General features: G+C 62.0%; 18 protein-coding genes. 14 read left to right on the top strand and 4 right to left on the bottom strand.

The features are described from left to right. Positions 1 to 37 precede the first annotated feature (37 nt). Positions 38 to 631 carry a TadE/TadG family type IV pilus assembly protein gene (locus ASD12_RS10075; RefSeq protein ID WP_056584955.1) on the top strand — a complete coding sequence of 198 codons (594 nt, stop codon included), beginning with the start codon at positions 38 to 40 and terminating at the stop codon, positions 629 to 631. A gap of 97 nt (positions 632 to 728) precedes the next feature. Here the strand turns inward: ASD12_RS10075 and ASD12_RS10070 are convergent, their stop codons facing one another. Next, positions 729 to 1,649 carry a PhnD/SsuA/transferrin family substrate-binding protein gene (locus tag ASD12_RS10070; RefSeq protein WP_056584911.1) on the bottom strand — a complete coding sequence of 307 codons (921 nt, stop codon included), beginning with the start codon at positions 1,647 to 1,649 and terminating at the stop codon, positions 729 to 731. Positions 1,650 to 1,855: 206 nt separating this feature from the next. On the opposite strand from ASD12_RS10070, the gene ASD12_RS10065 reads away from it, so the two are divergent. From ASD12_RS10065 to ASD12_RS10025, 9 genes are all read left to right on the top strand, one after another. Next, entirely contained in the window at positions 1,856 to 3,097 is a 1,242-nt protein-coding gene (locus ASD12_RS10065) for a phosphopentomutase (protein WP_056584908.1), read from the top strand. After that, entirely contained in the window at positions 3,090 to 3,977 is an 888-nt protein-coding gene (mutM, locus tag ASD12_RS10060) for a bifunctional DNA-formamidopyrimidine glycosylase/DNA-(apurinic or apyrimidinic site) lyase (RefSeq protein WP_056584906.1), read from the top strand. Before ASD12_RS10065 ends, mutM begins: the two co-directional genes overlap by 8 nt. Positions 3,978 to 4,008: 31 nt before the next feature. Further along, positions 4,009 to 4,782 (top strand): enoyl-CoA hydratase, encoded by a 774-nt coding sequence (locus tag ASD12_RS10055; RefSeq protein ID WP_056584904.1) that lies wholly within the window; start codon positions 4,009 to 4,011, stop codon positions 4,780 to 4,782. Between the two features lie 182 nt (positions 4,783 to 4,964). Continuing rightward, on the top strand, positions 4,965 to 5,231 hold the full coding sequence (gene rpsT / locus ASD12_RS10050) for a 30S ribosomal protein S20 (RefSeq protein WP_013533694.1): 267 nt from the start codon (positions 4,965 to 4,967) through the stop codon (positions 5,229 to 5,231). Positions 5,232 to 6,156: 925 nt separating this feature from the next. Then, on the top strand, positions 6,157 to 7,632 hold the full coding sequence (gene dnaA / locus ASD12_RS10045; protein ID WP_244482813.1) for a chromosomal replication initiator protein DnaA: 1,476 nt from the start codon (positions 6,157 to 6,159) through the stop codon (positions 7,630 to 7,632). 304 nt (positions 7,633 to 7,936) lie between these two features. Continuing rightward, positions 7,937 to 9,055 carry a DNA polymerase III subunit beta gene (dnaN, locus tag ASD12_RS10040; protein WP_056584900.1) on the top strand — a complete coding sequence of 373 codons (1,119 nt, stop codon included), beginning with the start codon at positions 7,937 to 7,939 and terminating at the stop codon, positions 9,053 to 9,055. Between the two features lie 185 nt (positions 9,056 to 9,240). After that, positions 9,241 to 10,380 carry a DNA replication/repair protein RecF gene (gene recF, locus ASD12_RS10035; RefSeq protein ID WP_056584898.1) on the top strand — a complete coding sequence of 380 codons (1,140 nt, stop codon included), beginning with the start codon at positions 9,241 to 9,243 and terminating at the stop codon, positions 10,378 to 10,380. 100 nt (positions 10,381 to 10,480) lie between these two features. Continuing rightward, complete coding sequence (locus ASD12_RS10030; protein ID WP_056584894.1) at positions 10,481 to 11,236, top strand: molybdopterin-synthase adenylyltransferase MoeB; 756 nt, start codon at positions 10,481 to 10,483, stop codon at positions 11,234 to 11,236. 4 nt (positions 11,237 to 11,240) lie between these two features. Then, positions 11,241 to 11,729 carry a GNAT family N-acetyltransferase gene (locus ASD12_RS10025; RefSeq protein ID WP_056584892.1) on the top strand — a complete coding sequence of 163 codons (489 nt, stop codon included), beginning with the start codon at positions 11,241 to 11,243 and terminating at the stop codon, positions 11,727 to 11,729. A 38-nt stretch (positions 11,730 to 11,767) separates the two neighbouring features. Here the strand turns inward: ASD12_RS10025 and ASD12_RS10020 are convergent, their stop codons facing one another. Beyond that, complete coding sequence (locus ASD12_RS10020; protein ID WP_056584891.1) at positions 11,768 to 12,769, bottom strand: D-glycerate dehydrogenase; 1,002 nt, start codon at positions 12,767 to 12,769, stop codon at positions 11,768 to 11,770. A gap of 159 nt (positions 12,770 to 12,928) precedes the next feature. Between ASD12_RS10020 and ASD12_RS10015 the strand changes: the two genes are divergently transcribed. Continuing rightward, a complete protein-coding gene (locus ASD12_RS10015; protein ID WP_056584954.1) occupies positions 12,929 to 13,489 on the top strand; it encodes an SH3 domain-containing protein in 561 nt (186 codons plus the stop codon). Positions 13,490 to 13,538: 49 nt separating this feature from the next. On the opposite strand, the gene ASD12_RS10010 is transcribed toward ASD12_RS10015, so the two are convergent. Beyond that, complete coding sequence (locus tag ASD12_RS10010; RefSeq protein ID WP_056584889.1) at positions 13,539 to 13,898, bottom strand: DUF4260 domain-containing protein; 360 nt, start codon at positions 13,896 to 13,898, stop codon at positions 13,539 to 13,541. A gap of 46 nt (positions 13,899 to 13,944) precedes the next feature. After that, on the bottom strand, positions 13,945 to 14,376 hold the full coding sequence (irrA, locus tag ASD12_RS10005; RefSeq protein ID WP_056584952.1) for an iron response transcriptional regulator IrrA: 432 nt from the start codon (positions 14,374 to 14,376) through the stop codon (positions 13,945 to 13,947). A gap of 243 nt (positions 14,377 to 14,619) precedes the next feature. Here irrA and fabA point away from each other — a divergent pair, with 243 nt between their 5' ends. From fabA to fabI, 3 genes are read left to right on the top strand one after another with little or no spacing between them, the layout of a single operon-like run. Beyond that, positions 14,620 to 15,135 carry a 3-hydroxyacyl-[acyl-carrier-protein] dehydratase FabA gene (gene fabA, locus ASD12_RS10000; RefSeq protein ID WP_056584887.1) on the top strand — a complete coding sequence of 172 codons (516 nt, stop codon included), beginning with the start codon at positions 14,620 to 14,622 and terminating at the stop codon, positions 15,133 to 15,135. Positions 15,136 to 15,184: 49 nt separating this feature from the next. Beyond that, on the top strand, positions 15,185 to 16,405 hold the full coding sequence (gene fabB / locus ASD12_RS09995) for a beta-ketoacyl-ACP synthase I (protein WP_056584884.1): 1,221 nt from the start codon (positions 15,185 to 15,187) through the stop codon (positions 16,403 to 16,405). 13 nt (positions 16,406 to 16,418) lie between these two features. After that, a complete protein-coding gene (gene fabI, locus ASD12_RS09990; protein ID WP_056584882.1) occupies positions 16,419 to 17,231 on the top strand; it encodes an enoyl-ACP reductase FabI in 813 nt (270 codons plus the stop codon). Positions 17,232 to 17,397 lie beyond the last annotated feature (166 nt).

The following is a 17,397-nucleotide window of genomic DNA, read 5'->3' as shown; positions in this document are numbered from 1 at the left end:
CGGATGCACAAGCAGTAAAAGAAAAAGGGCAATGGGCATGATGCGTGCGGGGGCACATCTTAGGACTGCGGGAGTTTGGCGGAAAGCAAGTCGATTCTGGTCCGACCGCCGCGGTATCGCGGCAGTCGAATTCGCCTTGATCATGCCTATCCTGCTGATCATGTATTTGGTGACCATGGAGGCGTCACAGGCCATCGAGACCAGCAAGAAGGTCAGTCGTATCGGCAGCATGGTGGCTGATCTCGTCACCCAGCAGACAAGCGTCGTCAAGGCGGATGTCGAGGGCATCATGAAGATCGGCCCCGTCACACTTCAGCCATACAGCCGCTCATCCCCGAGCATCACCATCACAGCAATAGAGGTCTCAGCCGATGGGACGAAGGCACAGGTGGTATGGTCACGCAAGTTGGTCGATGGCGTCCCCAGCGCTGGCGCCGCCGCAACCACGGAGACCACTGTTCCAGCAACGCTGAAGGTCGCCAACACCTTCCTCATCCGCGTCGAAAGCACTCTCGTCTACAAGCCGGCCATCGAGCTTGCAATGACCTCCGCTTTCAACCAGATAAACATGGGCGAAACCTACTATCTGCGCCCTCGCAGAAGCGTGAGGATCCCTTGCACCGACTGTTGAACAGAGACAGCCAGGCGTTTCACACGATCGCTCCAGCTCTCTGTTGCCATCTAACCGCAGACTGAAATCGTTACGCTCTTTGTCTCCTGGAATTGCGCTACTGCCGCGGAGCACTGCCCGAGACGAAGCGCACGATAGCAACGGCCATCTCGTAATCCTTTGAGGCGACGGTGGCGAAGCCTCCCGAATGCTTCGATTCCAGGAGGTCGTAGATGTCAGGCGTCATCGACTTGAGGTTGGTGAGGAACACGGTGAGCCGGCGCTTGGCTTCAGGGTCGAGATCGCTGCGGACGGCGTGGGGGCCATATCTCAGCAGGCCGGACGTCCATACCACCCGAAGCGCCGTCACTGAGAGCCCTGCCGCTTCGAGCCTTGCCTGCGTGCCCGATGTTTCCCGCTGGCCGTCGGCAGCCGCCGTCACCCAGCCGAACAGGCCATCGGCCTTGCCATCGACTAGCATCGTTTCGGCCGCCGCAGCCGAGTCGGCATGGACCAGAAACGGTGCATCTTCCGCAAACTCGCGGCCTTCCGCCGCCAATGCCGCCAATGGCAAGAGAGAACCGCCGACGCTGTCCGAAGGTGCCATGGCGATGCGATGGCTCTCCATCGCCGCTAGGTCAGGCAGCTTGCCGTCCCGCGTCAGCAGAATGGAGCGGATGCCGATCGCGCCGTCGGAATCGACCGGAGCCACAAGCGGCTCGATACATAAGCAGCGCTGCGAGGCCGTCGCATAGGCGGTAGCCGAATAGATCGCGTATTGGATGCGGGCATTGGCCTGCGCCTCGATCAGTGCGGCATAATCACGGGCAACGACAAACTCGACCTTCATGCCCAAGGCCTTGGTATAGGCGTCGGTCAACACAGCCAGCCCCGGAACGGTGTTGCCGGCACCTGGCCCGGCAACGATGCCGATGCGAAACGTGCCGATATCATCGCGCCAGTCGGCATGTGCCGGACCAGACCAGAGCGCACCCTGCATCAACATGAGGGCAGCAGACGCCTTCAGCGCAACGCTCATGACAAAACCGCCGTCTGTTTTCCTAGACCCATGCACGTCGCATCGTTGCAACATGCATTCCTTGTTTGTGATGTCGTTGCCCAAAACCACTGCGCACCTTAGGCGACATCACTGGACTATCGCGCCAAGCCGTTGCCGTTTGGTTTCCGAAGTGCCAATGAAGTCGCGGAACCCTATGTCTGGTCGTTCAAACTGGCAACAGCTCGATGGCGCGCGCTTTCCTCTTCGTTCTGGACTCCTTCGGCATCGGCGGCGCGGCCGACGCCGACCGTTACGGCGATGCCGGCGCCAACACATTCGCGCACATCGCAGAAGCTTGTGCCGAAGGACGCGCGGATCGCGAAGGGCTTCGCAGTGGACCGCTGTTTGTCCCCCACATGGCCTCGCTCGGACTTGGCAAGGCTGCCGAGACCGCGACGGGACTGGGCTTTTCCAGCAGTGGGACGGATCTGCTCGCGGCTGCCTTCCACGGCGCCGCGCAGGAGGTTTCAAGCGGCAAGGACACGCCGTCGGGCCATTGGGAAATCGCCGGCCTGCCGGTGCGCTTCGACTGGGGCTATTTCCCGGATACGGTTCCTGCCTTTCCGGCTGAACTGACCGAGGCGATCATCCGCGAGGGCAAGGTGCCGGGCATTCTCGGCAACTGTCATGCGCCGGGCACCGAGATCATCGAGCGGTTCGGCGAGGAGCACATCCGTACCGGCAAGCCGATCTGCTACACGTCGGTCGACTCGGTCCTGCAGATCGCCGCGCATGAAGTCCATTTCGGCCTTGAGCGGCTTTATGAGTTCTGCAAGGTGGTGCGCAGGCTGGTTGACCCGCTGAGGATCGGACGGGTGATCGCGCGGCCGTTCGTCGGCGAAACCACCGCCACCTTCGAGCGGACATACAACCGTCATGACTACGCAGTGCCTCCGCCGGAGCCAACCCTGCTCGATCGGCTGACAGCGCGTGGCAGCCGTGTGATCGCAGTCGGCAAGATCGGCGACATCTTCGCCCATCGCGGAATTTCGCAAGTGCGCAAGGGCGCGGGCAACATGGCCATGTTCGACGAGGCGCTGGGCGCGATGGACGATGCCGGCGACGGCGATCTCGTCTTCGCCAATTTCGTCGATTTCGACACCGAATTCGGTCATCGCCGCGATGTTGCAGGTTATGCTGCCGCGCTTGAGGCCTTCGACCGGCGGCTGCCGGAGGCATTCGCAAGGCTGCGGCAGGGCGATCTTCTCATCCTGACGGCCGATCACGGCAACGATCCGACCTGGCAAGGGACCGATCATACGCGCGAGCGCATTCCGGTGATCGGCACAGGTCCGGGTTTCAAGGGCGGCGACATCGGGCTGAGAACAACCTTCGCCGACATCGGCGAAACCATGGCCGAGCATCTTGGGCTGGCGCACGGCCTTTACGGGACTTCTTTTTATACGGCGATTGGCGGTCATGCCTGAATTGCCGGAGGTCGAAACCGTCCGGCGCGGGCTGCAGCCGGTCCTGGAAGGCGCAACCATCACCCGTGTCGAGGCACGCCGCCCGGATCTGCGCTTTCCATTTCCCGAGAAATTCTCACAGCGGCTGACCGGCAAGACGATCACGGCACTCGGCCGCCGGGCCAAGTATCTGACGATGGACCTGGAAGGCGGTCCCGTGCTGATCTGCCATCTCGGCATGTCGGGCTCATTCCGCATCGAGACGGCGGACGGCAGCGACATGCCCGGCGTTTTCCAGCACGACCGCTCGAAGAACTCCAATCACGACCACGTCGTCTTCCATGTCGTGTCTCCGGCAGGCGCCCGATCACGCGTGATCTTCAATGATCCGCGCCGCTTCGGCTTCATGTTGTTTGCGGAAGGGACGGAGGTCCATCCGATGCTGGCCGGACTCGGCGTTGAGCCGACGGGCAACACACTGGACGGCGCGCTGCTTGCCTCATTGATGAAAGGGCGGCGATCACCGCTGAAGGCAGCGCTTCTCGACCAGAGGCTGATCGCCGGGCTCGGCAACATCTATGTGTCGGAGGCGCTGTGGCGCGCCAGCCTGTCGCCGCTGCGTGAGGCGGGCACGATCGCCAAGCCCGGAAAGAAAGCCCAGGCCCAAAGCGAACACCTGGCCGAAGCCATCCGCTCGGTGATATCAGATGCGATCGCGGCCGGCGGGTCCTCGCTGCGCGACTATATGCAGACCGATGGGTCACTGGGCTATTTCCAGCACTCCTTCGCCGTCTACGACCGCGAAGGCGAAGCCTGCTCGAAGCCCGGCTGCAGCGGCCACATCGAACGGATCGTGCAGAGCGGCCGATCGACCTTCTATTGCCGGACATGTCAGCGGTGAGTTAGACGAGCGCGAGCGAGGAGAAGCAGCCATGGCCTACGAAACGATCATAACCGAGACGCACGGCAAGGTCGGACTGATCACGCTGAACAGGCCGCAGGCGCTCAACGCGCTGAACTCGCAGGTCCTGACCGAACTGGTCGCTGCCGTGAACGGTTTCAGCGCCGATGCCGGCATCGGCGCCATGGTCATCACCGGTTCCGAAAAGGCTTTCGCCGCCGGCGCCGACATCAAGGAGATGCAGTCCATCTCCTATGCGGACGCCTACGCCCAAGACTTCTTCGTCGGCTGGGAGGAGCTTACGCGGGCGCGAAAGCCTATTATCGCGGCGGTGGCGGGCTATGCACTCGGCGGCGGCTGCGAACTGGCGATGATGTGCGATTTCATCATCGCCGCCGACACGGCCAAATTCGGCCAGCCCGAGATCACGCTCGGCGTCATTCCAGGCATGGGCGGGTCGCAGCGGCTGACCCGCTTCGTCGGCAAGGCGAAGGCGATGGACATGTGCCTGACCGGGCGGATGATGGATGCCGCCGAAGCCGAGCGTTCGGGCCTGGTGTCGCGGGTCGTACCTGCCGGCGAGCTTGTCGAGGAGGCGCTTAAGGCGGCGGCCAAGATCGCCGCTTTCTCGCTGCCATCGGTGATGATGGCAAAGGAGGCCGTCAACCGCGCCTTCGAGACGACGCTTGCCGAGGGATTGCGGTTCGAGCGCCGACTGTTTCACTCGCTGTTTGCACTGGACGATCAGAAGGAAGGCATGGCGGCCTTTGCCGAGAAGCGGAAGCCGAATTTCACCAACCGCTGACGCCAATCCCTTAGCTGCGAAGAAGATGGCTGTTGGCCGCCAAAAAGAAGGCCAGGCAGCGTTGACGCGCCGGAAAAGCTGAACTATAAGCCGCACCAACCGAGGCGGCCCCGTGGCTGCCCGTTTGTTTTTTGCGCCCTGCGGCATCCCGCATGCGCCGACCAGATCAGAAGAGAGGCATCATGGCCAATACATCCTCGGCCAAAAAGGCAACGCGCAAGATCGTCCGCCGCGCAGCGATCAACAAGAACCGCCGCTCGCGTGTGCGCACCTATATCCGCCAGGTCGAAGAGGCACTTGCCTCCGGTGACAAGGCTGCCGCACAGGCTGCCTTCAAGATCGCGGAGCCGGAATTGATGCGCGCCGCAACCAAGGGCGTGATCCACAAGAACACGGCGTCCCGCAAGGTGTCGCGGCTGGCCCAGCGGGTCAAAGTTCTGTCGGCCTGACATTACTTCCCTAGACTGACGTTCTTTAAACCCGGCCGCTCGTGCCGGGTTTTTTCGTTTGCCGGCAAGCACTTAAAAAGAATGTCCGGAAACGGCGTCTTATGCAGATTTCACGATTGGGAATACTTTGCCGGCATATGCATGCCTGCTGTTGGTCGGCATGCTTGAAAATGGCCGACTTAAAGATTCTTACCTATCAGAAATAGCCTATATTTTTCAGACACTTACAGATGGTGATCCACAGCTTGTCCACACCGGGCCAACCCGATGGGGGACAAGTAGCTGTCAAGCGAATTATTTCAGAATATTTCTCTCAGGGTCCGGTTTTTCATATTCGCCGGAAAAGGGTTTGAATCACAATGGCTTTGTTAAAATGTGTCGTTGCGGCACGCCACTCGAACCCGTCTCCAGTAACCAGATTCCTTAAAAATCCGTTAGACGTGGCCTTGCCCTATCCACAGCGATTTCGGTAATGTTGGTCTATCGAAAGGGACGGGCTCTGGGCCTTAAACCCAGCCTGAATCGGCCAGCTTAAATTGGCGGGATTTGCAACGCGGATCAAGTCCGCGGACGGATTTGGTTTGTCTTTTTCGATACGGTAGGGGACTGGCGTAACTAGACATGGCAGGTAGACGGCGCGCCGGCGCTCTTTTCGCCGGACGGTGCTGTATTGCCCTGACATACCCAACGCGGGCTGGCTTCCATGGGCCGGCACCGGTTCCCTCGGATAATGGGCGACGTTCATCTGCCGGCGGCGGCAGCGGACATCGTAGCAAAGACTTAGGTCGCCGGAACCGGATGCAGGAGGCGCATCCCCGGTGGAAAACAGGTACGGAAGGACAAGGAAAAGATCATGCAGAGCGGCATCGAAAGGGAACTTACGGGCGACCTCCCATTTCCTGGAACTTTGATCGGAGCAAACGACATGGCGGTGTCCAGCGACGCGGAACAGAAATTCGACCGGGTCAAGACCCAGTTGAAGGCGCGCCTGGGAACCGAAGTCTATTCGAGCTGGTTTGGCCGCATGAAGGTCGCGGAGGCTTCCAAGGGCATTGTCCGCATCTCGGTGCCCACCGCTTTCCTGCGCTCGTGGATCAACGGCCACTATCTCGACCTCATCTCAGAACTGTGGAAGCAGGAGGATCCCGATCTCCTCAAGATCGATATCGTCGTGCGCACGGCGACCCGTCAGGGACGCAGCCAGGCCGAGCCGGAGGTGGTCCCTGCACGCAGCAAGATGACGCGGCAGACGCAGACGGCGCTTGCCGCCGGCACCGTCAGCCCCGGCCGGGTGGAGCGTGCACCGGCTCCTCGTCCGGGCACACCGATCGAGAGCGAATTCCGCCACAATGTGCTGGGGTCACCGCTTGATCCGCGCTACACGTTCGGCTCCTTCATCGAGGGACCGTCGAACCGGGTGGCCTTCGCCGCCGCCAAGGCAGTGGCGGAATCGCAATCGAGCGCGGTGCGCTTCAATCCGCTTTTCCTTCACGCAACCGTCGGGCTCGGCAAGACACATTTGCTGCAGGCAATCGCCGCGGAATCGCTGAAGCAGAACCCCAAATCGCGCGTCGTCTATCTCACGGCCGAGTATTTCATGTGGCGCTTCGCCACCGCGATCCGTGACAACAATGCGCTGACGCTCAAGGAGCAGCTGCGAGACATCGACCTGCTCATCATCGACGACATGCAGTTCCTGCAGGGCAAGTCGATCCAGCATGAATTCTGCCACCTGATCAACATGTTGCTCGACAGCGCCAAGCAGGTCGTCGTTGCCGCCGACCGGCCGCCGTCGGAACTGGAATCGCTCGAGCCGCGGGTCCGTTCGCGCCTCAATGGCGGTGTCGCGCTTGAAATGTCGGCGCCCGATTTCGCCATGCGCCTCGGCATGCTCAAATTGCGCCTTGCCACCGCCAGGGTCGATGACGCGTCGCTGAACATTTCGGAAGAGATCCTCAATCACGTCGCACGCACCGTGACCGGCAGCGGACGCGAACTGGAAGGCGCATTCAACCAGCTGCTGTTCCGTCAATCCTTCGAGCCGCAGATCACCATCGACCGGATCGACGAGATCCTCGGCCACATCTATCGCACCGGCGAGCCGAAGCGGGTCCGCATCGAGGACATCCAGCGCATCGTCGCACGCCACTACAATGTGTCGAAGACCGAGTTGCTGTCCAACCGGCGCACGCGCACCATCGTCAAGCCGCGGCAGGTCGCCATGTACCTGTCGAAGGTAATGACGCCGCGCTCGCTGCCCGAGATCGGACGGCGTTTCGGCGGCCGCGATCACACCACGGTGCTGCATGCCGTACGCAAGATCGAGGACCTTTCCGGCAACGACAACACGCTGGCGCAGGAACTCGAGCTCTTGAGGCGGTTGATCAACGATCAGGCCTGACCGTCCGGGGGAGCTCGAGCCGGAACAACACCGGAATTCAATGGCTTGCCAGTGTGGCCCGGGGCCCGGAATCGGCTCGTGGCGCCGCCTGGAAGCGGCCCGGATTTCGGTTTTACGACACCGGCTCGCGGACTTCTTGCCCTTTATCCCCAGAAAGCCCGCGTAGCCTGCCCGAACCGGTGGCACGGGCTTGCGTTTGCTGGTTTTTTCCTGTCAGTTTACGCAGATTCTGAGCCTGTTCAGACCTTTCGCGGGGCGCCGCCCACTGGTGACCCGTCATTCATTCAAGCGAGCCTGTTTCGTCATGCGTGTTATCCTGGAACGGTCAAATCTCCTGAAGTCGCTCAACCACGTCCACCGTGTGGTCGAGCGGCGCAACACCATACCGATCCTGTCCAACGTGCTGCTCAGCGCCGAGGGCGCCAGCCTTGAGATGAAGGCGACCGACCTCGACCTCGAGGTGACGGAAGCGACGCCCGCCAAGGTGGAGCGCGGCGGGGCGACGACGGTTCCGGCACATCTGCTCTACGACATCGTGCGCAAGCTCGCCGATGGCGCCGAGGTGATGCTGAAGACGGATGAGGACGGCAACGCCATGACGGTGACGTCAGGCCGCTCGAGCTTCCGCCTTCAGTGCCTGCCACAATCCGACTTCCCGGAACTTTCGGCCGGATCCTTCTCGCATATCTTCCGTCTCGACTCGGTTGCCCTGAAAGGCCTGATCGAAAAGACCCAGTTCGCCATCTCCACCGAGGAGACACGCTACTACCTGAACGGCATCTACCTGCACACGCATGAGGTCGGCGGCAAGCTGAAGCTGCGCTCGGTGGCGACCGACGGCCACCGCCTGGCGCGCGCCGAGATCGACGCGCCAGCGGGTTCCGAGGGCATGCCGGGCATCATCATTCCGCGCAAGACGGTGAGCGAGCTGCAGAAGCTGGTCGACGATCCGGATATCGCGGTCACCACCGAACTGTCGGACACCAAGATCCGCTTCACCATCGGCAGTGTGATTTTGACCTCGAAGCTGATCGACGGCACCTTCCCTGATTATCAGCGGGTCATTCCGACCGGCAACGACAAGAAGCTGATCATCGACCGCCAAAGCTTCGCCGCCGCTGTCGATCGCGTCTCGACCATCTCTTCCGAACGCGGCCGCGCGGTGAAGCTGTCGATCAGCGAGGGTCAGGTGACGCTTGCGGTCAACAATCCGGATTCGGGCAGCGCCACCGAGGAGCTGGCCGCGGATTATTCATCGGACCCGATCGAGATCGGCTTCAACGCCAAGTACCTGCTCGACGTTGCCGCGCAGCTGACCGGCACGGAGGCCAAGTTCATGCTGGCCGATGCCGGTTCGCCGACGCTGATCCACGATATGGCCGACGAGACCGCACTCTATGTGCTGATGCCGATGCGGGTGTAGCCGGCGCGGTGTCAGCAATTCGGTCCTGTGATGGACCGAAGGCAAGAGCGATGTTTGCGGCAACTTCTAGAGCAATTCCAGGAAAAGTGTGAAGCGGTTTTCCGTTCGGAATTGCGTTAAAACAAAGAGATAGAGCGGTTCTGCGTTTCCGTGAAACGATGGGCCGCTCTATAGGCGGATAGCGGTTGCCGGTACAGAACCATATAAGTAAGCTAACACTTACTAATTTTCGCAACTACGCGGCGCTGACGATCGATCTGGCGCCGGGTGCAGTGGTTTTTTCCGGCGACAACGGTGCCGGCAAGACCAATCTCCTCGAAGCGATTTCCTTTTTGACCCCGGGGCGTGGCCTGCGCCGCGCCCCCTACGCTGATGTCGCGCGCGAAGGTGGCGACGGCGGCTTTGCGCTGCATGCCCGGCTCGATGGACCCGACGGCCAGATCGAAATCGGAACAGGCATTTCCGGCGGCGACACCGCCGGCGAAGGCGGCAGGCGGGTGCGTATCAACGGAGCTCCAGCGCGTTCCGCCGAGGATATGCTGGAATGGCTGCGCGTGGTGTGGCTGACGCCGGCTATGGACGCGTTGTTCACCGGGCCTGCCGCGGATCGCCGCCGCTTTCTCGACCGGCTGGTGCTGGCGATCGACCCCGGCCACGGGCAACGTGCGATCGACTACGAGAAGGCGATGCGTGGTCGTAACCGTCTGCTTATCGAAGGCTCCCGAGACGACCGCTGGTTCGACGCGATCGAGACGCAGATGGCCGAAACCGGTGTGGCGATAGCCGCGGCGCGAGCCGAGATGGTGCGCCTTCTGGCCGCGATGATCGACAGGCTGCCCGACACGGGACCGTTTCCGCAGGCCGATATCGGCCTTTCGGGCGACCTGGAAGCCGAGATCGCCGCCGCGCCGGCAGTCGATGTCGAGGAGCGCTTCCGCCGGACGCTTGTCGAGGGCCGTGACCGTGATCGTGCCGCCGGACGCACGCTCGAGGGCCCGCATCGCTCGGATCTGGTTGTTCGGCACCGTCCCAAGGCGATGCCGGCCGAACTCTGTTCGACAGGTGAGCAGAAGGCGCTGCTGGTCGGCATCGTGCTCTCGCATGCCCGGCTGACCGGCGAAATGTCGGGCATGACGCCGATCCTGTTGCTCGACGAGATCGCCGCGCATCTCGATAGCGGGCGGCGCGCGGCGCTGTTTTCCATCCTCGAAGACTTGAACTGCCAGGCGTTCATGACCGGAACCGATGCAGCGCTGTTTTCCAGCTTGGCGGGTCGCGCGCAGTTCCTGACGGTCGACCATGGTACGGTCGGGCCAACGATCTAAATCTTTGTTCATGCATGCCGTTATCCCAAAACAGCTTCACACTTTTGGGCGACATGCATTAGCTCCTGACAAGGTTTTTCAGCCACTATATGGTCAGGCAATGACTACTGCCGCCCTGACCGCCGACGAGATCGAACGCTATGCCCGCCACATCGTGCTGCCCGAAATCGGCGGCGCCGGCCAGCAGAGGCTGAAGCAGGCGCGGGTGCTGGTCATCGGCGCCGGCGGGCTGGGCGCGCCGGTGCTTGAATATCTTGCCGCCGCCGGCGTTGGCACGCTCGGCGTGGTCGATGATGACACCGTTTCGCTGTCCAACCTGCAGCGTCAGGTCATTCACGGCACCGACACAGTCGGCATGCTGAAGGCCGATAGCGCCAAGGCGGCAATCGCCCGCATCAATCCCAACACAACGGTTGAAACGCACACATACCGGCTGACCGCAGACAATGCACCAGCCCTCGTCGCCGGCTATGACATCGTCGTCGACGGCTCCGACAATTTCGAAACCCGCTATGCGGTGGCCGATGCCTGTGCGAGCGAAGGCAAGCCGCTGGTTCACGCCGCGGTCGGACGTTTCGACGGCTCCGTCACGGTGCTGAAGCCATTCGAAGACGGCAAGGACGGCAAGCCCAACCCAGGCTATCGCGATCTGTTCCCGGAAGCGCCACCGCCGGGCCTGGTGCCGTCCTGTGCCGAAGCCGGCGTGCTTGGTGCACTGACCGGCGTCGTCGGCACGCTGCAGGCGATGGAGGCGATCAAGCTGATCACCGGCATCGGCGAACCGCTGGTCGGCCGGCTGCTGCTCTATGATGCGTTGGCGGCGCGCTTTGACACGATCCGCTACAAGAGAAACTGACCCCGTGGAGCGGGCCGACGCTGTCCTCATCACACTGATCGCGGCCGATTTCGACCGTTGGGACGATGTGCTCGCACTGATCATGCGCGCCTTCGCCTCCATGGACGGCGTGATCGACCCGCCCTCCTCGGCCCACCTGCTGACCGCCGACAGCCTGCGGGACAAGGCGCGGCGGGAGACCGGCTTCGTGGCACTCAGGGACGACAGGATCGTCGGCTGTATCTTTGCCCTTGAAAGGGAGGCGGAACTCTATGTCGGCAAACTCGCGGTCGCGCCGGACTGCCAGGGACACGGCATTGGCCGACGGCTGATGCAGGCTGTCGAAGACCTTGCCCGCAGCCGCGGCAAGGCCGCCATCGAGCTTCAGACGCGGATCGAGCTGACCGCAAATCATGCGGCCTTTGCCCGCTTCGGTTTTCACGAGACCGAGCGGACGGCGCATGAGGGCTACGTCAGGCCGACCTCGATCACCATGCGCAAGGCACTTCCGTAAGCCAGACCTTTCATTCGAAAGGTCGCGAAACGACAGCGTCAGGTTCTGAGCGGCAGCACGCGATCCGGCGGGCGGTGGCCGTCGACGAAGGCGCGGATGTTGATGATGACCTTTTCGCCCATGTCGATGCGGCCCTCGAGCGTCGCCGAGCCCATATGCGGCAGAAGCACGACCTTGTTCTTGGCCGCGAGCTTCAGCAGCTTGCCGTTCAAAGCCGGCTCGTGCTCGTAGACGTCGAGACCGGCTCCGGCGATCTTGCCGTCCTGGATCAGCTTGACCAGCGCTTCCTCGTCGATGATGTCGCCGCGCGCCGTGTTGACGATATAGGCCGTGGGCTGCAGCAGCGCCAGCCGCCGCGCCGAAAGCAGATGAAAGGTCGCCGGCGTCGACGGGCAATTGACCGAGATGATGTCCACGCGGGCCAGCATCTGGTCGAGGCTCTCCCAATAGGTCGCCTCCAGCCCGTCTTCCACGGCCGGCAGCACGCGGTGGCGGTTGTGGTAGTGGATCGACAGTCCGAACGCCTTGGCCCGCCTGGCGACGGCGGTGCCGATGCGGCCCATGCCGACAATGCCCAGCCGCTTGCCCCAGATGCGCCGGCCAAGCATCCAGGTCGGCGACCAGCCGGCCCATTTCTTGTCGCCTGTGAGCACGTTGGCGCCTTCCACCAGCCGCCGCGGCACCGCCAGCATCAGCGCCATGGTCATGTCGGCGGTGTCCTCGGTCAGCACATTCGGCGTGTTGGTGACGGTGATGCCCCTCTTGGCCGCGGCCGCGACATCGATCTTGTCGACGCCGTTGCCGAAATTGGCGATCAGTTTGAGATTGTCGCCGGCCTGGGCGATCAGTGCCGCGTCGATCTGGTCGGTTACCGTCGGCACCAGCACGTCGGCCTCCTTGACCGCCGCAACCAGTTCAGGCTGCGTCATCGGCCGGTCCTCGACATTCAGCCTTGCGTCGAACAGTTCGCGCATGCGGGTCTCGACCGGGTCGGGCAGCTTTCGCGTGATGACGACGAGAGGCTTCTTTTTGCCTACCATTGTTTCCTCGTACCCCGATCTCGTTGAGACCTCTTTAACCAAGACCGGCGAAACTGAAAGCCGGTCGCGGTGCCGATTACCCCATGTAACAAGCGGTGCCGCCGAAGACAAAGAAAAAGGGGCGCCGAGGCCGATGGGCAAGCGCCGAAAGGAATGAAAGTGTCTGGTTTCGCGTCGCTTCGCCTGACCCTCAGCGCAGCATTTCTCGGCGCTTTGCTTTATCCTCCGCTTGCCGCGGCGCAGAGTGCGGCGGCACCTGCCCAGAGCGTCGTCACGCTCGGGCCGAGCGGTTTGCCGCTGCCGCGATTCGTCAGCCTGAAATCCGGCCGCGTCAACTCGCGCGTCGGCCCCGGCGCCAACTACTCGGTCGACTGGATGTATATGAAGGCCGGGCTGCCGATGGAGATCATCCAGGAATTCGACACATGGCGCCGCGTGCGCGATGCCGATGGTTCGGAAGGCTGGATCAACCAATCGCTGCTTTCCGGCCGGCGGACGGCAATCGTCGCCCCGTGGCAGCGCGGCAAGGGAGCCCAGATCAACCTTCTCAACAGCCCCGACAAGGACGCAAGGGTGGTCGCGATGGTCGAGCCTGGTGTCATGGGCACGATCAAATCCTGCGACGGCCAGTGGTGCGAAATGACGTTCGATGGCCACACCGGCTGGCTTGCCCAGTCGGTTGTCTGGGGTGCCTATCCCGGCGAACGGGTCAAGGACTGATTTTTTTGCCCATTTGAGCGCGATCTTTTGAAGATTCGCGGTCGTGGTTTTAGCGCCCGATACGGCCCAGATGGGTGTCCCGGAAGCCGGTTGACAGCTTCAGGCCGTAGCCCAGCGCACGGTCGATGGCGATGTGGGCGATCCAGATCAGCGCAACCGCGATTGCGGTCGCATTGCCGGACATATAGCCGGCGATCAGCAGCGGCACGGGCAAGATCAGGATGTGCAAGGCATTGTAGGCAAGAGCACCGACGCGAGACCCCGCCAGATAGCCGAACATCGACAGGTCCGGCGCCAGGATAAGCAATCCGAACAGCCACCAGGACATGCCGGTCGAACCGTAGAAAACGACGGCAGCAGCAGCCACAAAAGCCCATTCGAGCCGGATTGCCAGATCAAGGGGTTTCATCCCTGGCCGATGCTCCTGGCCTGGCCGATGATGCTGGCCCGGCCGATCATTCGCGGCGTTTGGGGCGCAGCCTTACCACGATGTCGACATTGGCGATCTCCATCCCTTCCGGCGGCTCCGGCAGGTTGGCAACCGTCACCGGACCGCTGTCGATGTCGAAGATACGGTTTTCGCCTTCGATGTAGAAATGGTGGTGGTCGGAGGTGTTGGTGTCGAAATAGGTCTTCGCCCCCTCGACGGCGAGGATGCGCAACAGTCCCGCCTGGGTGAACTGGTGAAGGGCATTGTAGACGGTGGCCAGCGATACCGGCACGCCGGCGGCAACCGCCTCCTCGTGCAGTTCCTCCGCCGACAAATGACGGTCGCCCTTCGCGAAAAGCAGGTCGGCCAGCGCAATGCGCTGACGCGTCGGCCTCAGGCCGGCTTCACGGACCCGCTTGTCCACAGCGACATTTTCCTTCCGGCCGTCCAGGTTCATCTTCTCGTCGAACCCCACAGTTCCGCCCCAAGACACGCCCAGAATGGCAAAAAAATGAACGTCTGCCGAAACCGAACCTCTCAGGACATATATTCTGTCGCCGGAAAGCGATCAATAGCGCGCATTGACCCAGGCAGACGAGCAGGTTAAGCGCAAACGCCGGTTTCCGGCCTGAAACAGATTGTGTTAGGAAACCAACGACAAGGGCACCCGATAGCCCGGAACGATATGGGGACGAGATTGATGGCGGGTAAATCCAGCTACGAGTACGACGAATTGCTGGCCTGCGCCCGCGGCGAACTGTTCGGACCGGGCAATGCCCAGCTTCCCTATCCGCCCATGCTGATGTTCGACCGTATCACCGAGATCAGCGAGACGGGCGGCGCCTTCGAGAAAGGTTTCATCCGCGCGGAATTCGACATCAAGCCGGACCTGTGGTTCTTTGCCTGCCATTTCATCGGCAATCCGATCATGCCGGGATGCCTCGGCCTCGACGCTATGTGGCAATTGACGGGCTTCTATCTTGGCTGGCTCGGCGAACCCGGCAAGGGGATGGCGCTGTCGACCGGCGAAGTGAAATTCAAGGGTATGGTGACGCCCTCGGTCAAGAAGGTCGAATATGGCATTGACTTCAAGCGCGTGATGCGAGGCCGGCTGGTGCTCGGCATCGCCGATGGCTGGCTGAAGGCAGATGGCGAACCCATATACGCGGCAACGGATTTGAAAGTCGGTCTGTCCAAGCAGTCGGCGGCCGCTTGACCACAGCCCTGGCCAGCTGTCTGGCCAGCACCCCTGGAAGGAGTTGCGAATGAGACGTGTCGTAGTCACAGGCATCGGCATCGTGTCGTCGATCGGCAACAATGCCAACGAAGTGCAAGCCTCGCTGCATGACGCCAGATCCGGCATCAGCTTCTCCGATTCCTTCGCCGAACACGGCTTCCGTTGCCAGGTCTGGGGAGCGCCGACGCTCGATCCATCGGCGATGATAGATCGCCGTGCGATGCGCTTCCTGAGCCAAGGTGCGGCCTGGAACCACGTCGCCATGGATCAGGCGATCGCGGATGCGGGCCTCGGCGAGAGCGACATCACCAATGAGCGCACCGGCATCGTCATGGGGTCGGGCGGACCATCCACCCGCACCATCGTCGAAGCGGCCGAAATCACGCTGAAGAACGGCAGTCCCAAGCGCATCGGACCGTTCGCGGTGCCGAAGGCGATGTCGTCGACCGCATCGGCAACGCTTGCCACCTGGTTCAAGATCCACGGCGTCAACTACTCGATCTCGTCGGCCTGCTCGACCTCGGCGCATTGCATCGGCAATGGCTATGAATTGATCCAGTGGGGCAAGCAGGACATGGTCTTTGCCGGCGGCCACGAGGATCTCGACTGGACGATGTCGGACCTGTTCGACGCGATGGGCGCCATGTCGTCGAAATTCAACGACAAGGCATCGACCGCTTCGCGCGCGTATGACGTCAACCGCGACGGCTTCGTCATCGCCGGCGGCGCCGGCGTGCTGGTGCTGGAAGAGCTGGAGCATGCCAAGGCGCGCGGCGCCAAGATCTACGCCGAGATCGTCGGCTACGGCGCGACCTCCGACGGCCACGACATGGTTGCCCCTTCAGGCGAAGGCGCGGTCCGCTGCATGCGCCAGGCGCTGGCCACGGTTTCCACGCCGGTCGACTACATCAACACCCATGGCACGTCGACGCCGGTGGGAGATTCCAAGGAAATGGGCGCGATCCGCGAGGTGTTCGGCCCAGAGATGCCGTACATCACCTCGACGAAATCGCTGACCGGCCATTCGCTGGGCGCTGCCGGCGTGCAGGAATCCATCTACTCGATCCTGATGATGCAAGGCGGTTTCATCGGCGAAAGCGCCCATATCGAGACCCTCGACCCCGAATTCGAGGGCATGCCGATCGTGAGAAAGCGCATCGACGACGCCAGGATCGACACTGTTTTGTCAAATTCGTTCGGCTTCGGTGGCACCAACGCCACGCTCGTTTTCCAGCGCTATTCCGCATAAGGATTTGCCGACCATGGACGGATTGATGAAGGGCAAGCGCGGGCTTGTCATGGGCGTCGCCAACGATCATTCGATCGCTTGGGGAATCGCCCGGAAATTGTCCGAACATGGGGCGGAACTCGCCTTCACCTATCAGGGCGATGCCTTCGGGCGGCGGGTCAAGCCGCTGGCCGACAAGCTCGGCGCCTCGCTGGTCCTGCCATGCGACGTCGAGGACAGCGCTTCGGTCGCCGCCACGTTCGAAACCCTGGGCAAGGAATGGGGCGGGCTGGATTTCGTCGTCCACGCCATCGGCTTTTCCGACAAGAACGAGTTGAAGGGCCTCTACGCCGACACCAGCCGGGACAATTTCGTCCGCACTATGGTGATCTCCTGCTACTCCTTCACCGAGATCGCCCGCCATGCCGCCGCCTTGATGCAGGACGGCGGATCGATGATCACGCTGACCTATGCAGGGTCGGTCCGCGTCATGCCGAACTACAATGTCATGGGCGTCGCCAAGGCCGGACTGGAGGCCAGTGTGCGCTACCTCGCCAACGACTATGGTCCGCGCGGCATCAGGGTGAATGGCATATCGGCTGGACCGGTGCGTACGCTCGCCGGCGCCGGCATTTCCGACGCCCGCCACATGTTCTCCTACCAGCAGCGCAACTCGCCGCTGCGCCGCACAGTGACCATCGACGAGGTCGGCGGCTCCGCGCTTTATCTGCTGTCCGATCTGTCTTCCGGCGTTACCGGCGAAATCCACTATGTCGATTCCGGCTATCACATTGTTTCCATGCCGACGCTCGACGAATTGAAGCAGACCGACGGCGGACGAGACTAATGCATGTCGCCTAAAAGTGCGCAGCGGTTTCGGGACAACGACATTTATAAAACAAAAGCTTAAAATGCGCCGACTGAACCCGTTTCAACCCCACTCGGTTTAATCCGCTCATGAAATACTTTCGCTCCAATAAAATTGGACGCATTCGCGGAAACGCATTTTAAGG

This window comes from Mesorhizobium sp. Root102 (assembly GCF_001425625.1).
In the GTDB taxonomy this organism is placed as follows: Bacteria; Pseudomonadota; Alphaproteobacteria; order Rhizobiales; family Rhizobiaceae; genus Mesorhizobium.
Note: the sequence above shows the minus strand (reverse complement) of the source record. Positions and strands in the feature narration are given on the sequence as shown.

Coding starts and splice junctions, on each gene's coding strand:
- ASD12_RS10055 (WP_056584904.1), top strand. CDS start 4,009: ATGGCCTACGAAACGATCATAACCGAGACGCACGGCAAGGTCGGACTG.
- ASD12_RS10020 (WP_056584891.1), bottom strand. CDS start 12,769: ATGGTAGGCAAAAAGAAGCCTCTCGTCGTCATCACGCGAAAGCTGCCC.
- ASD12_RS10030 (WP_056584894.1), top strand. CDS start 10,481: ATGACTACTGCCGCCCTGACCGCCGACGAGATCGAACGCTATGCCCGC.
- ASD12_RS10075 (WP_056584955.1), top strand. CDS start 38: ATGATGCGTGCGGGGGCACATCTTAGGACTGCGGGAGTTTGGCGGAAA.
- rpsT (WP_013533694.1), top strand. CDS start 4,965: ATGGCCAATACATCCTCGGCCAAAAAGGCAACGCGCAAGATCGTCCGC.
- fabA (WP_056584887.1), top strand. CDS start 14,620: ATGGCGGGTAAATCCAGCTACGAGTACGACGAATTGCTGGCCTGCGCC.
- ASD12_RS10010 (WP_056584889.1), bottom strand. CDS start 13,898: ATGAAACCCCTTGATCTGGCAATCCGGCTCGAATGGGCTTTTGTGGCT.
- dnaN (WP_056584900.1), top strand. CDS start 7,937: ATGCGTGTTATCCTGGAACGGTCAAATCTCCTGAAGTCGCTCAACCAC.
- ASD12_RS10070 (WP_056584911.1), bottom strand. CDS start 1,649: ATGAGCGTTGCGCTGAAGGCGTCTGCTGCCCTCATGTTGATGCAGGGT.
- irrA (WP_056584952.1), bottom strand. CDS start 14,376: ATGAACCTGGACGGCCGGAAGGAAAATGTCGCTGTGGACAAGCGGGTC.
- mutM (WP_056584906.1), top strand. CDS start 3,090: ATGCCTGAATTGCCGGAGGTCGAAACCGTCCGGCGCGGGCTGCAGCCG.
- ASD12_RS10065 (WP_056584908.1), top strand. CDS start 1,856: ATGGCGCGCGCTTTCCTCTTCGTTCTGGACTCCTTCGGCATCGGCGGC.
- fabI (WP_056584882.1), top strand. CDS start 16,419: ATGGACGGATTGATGAAGGGCAAGCGCGGGCTTGTCATGGGCGTCGCC.
- dnaA (WP_244482813.1), top strand. CDS start 6,157: ATGGCGGTGTCCAGCGACGCGGAACAGAAATTCGACCGGGTCAAGACC.
- fabB (WP_056584884.1), top strand. CDS start 15,185: ATGAGACGTGTCGTAGTCACAGGCATCGGCATCGTGTCGTCGATCGGC.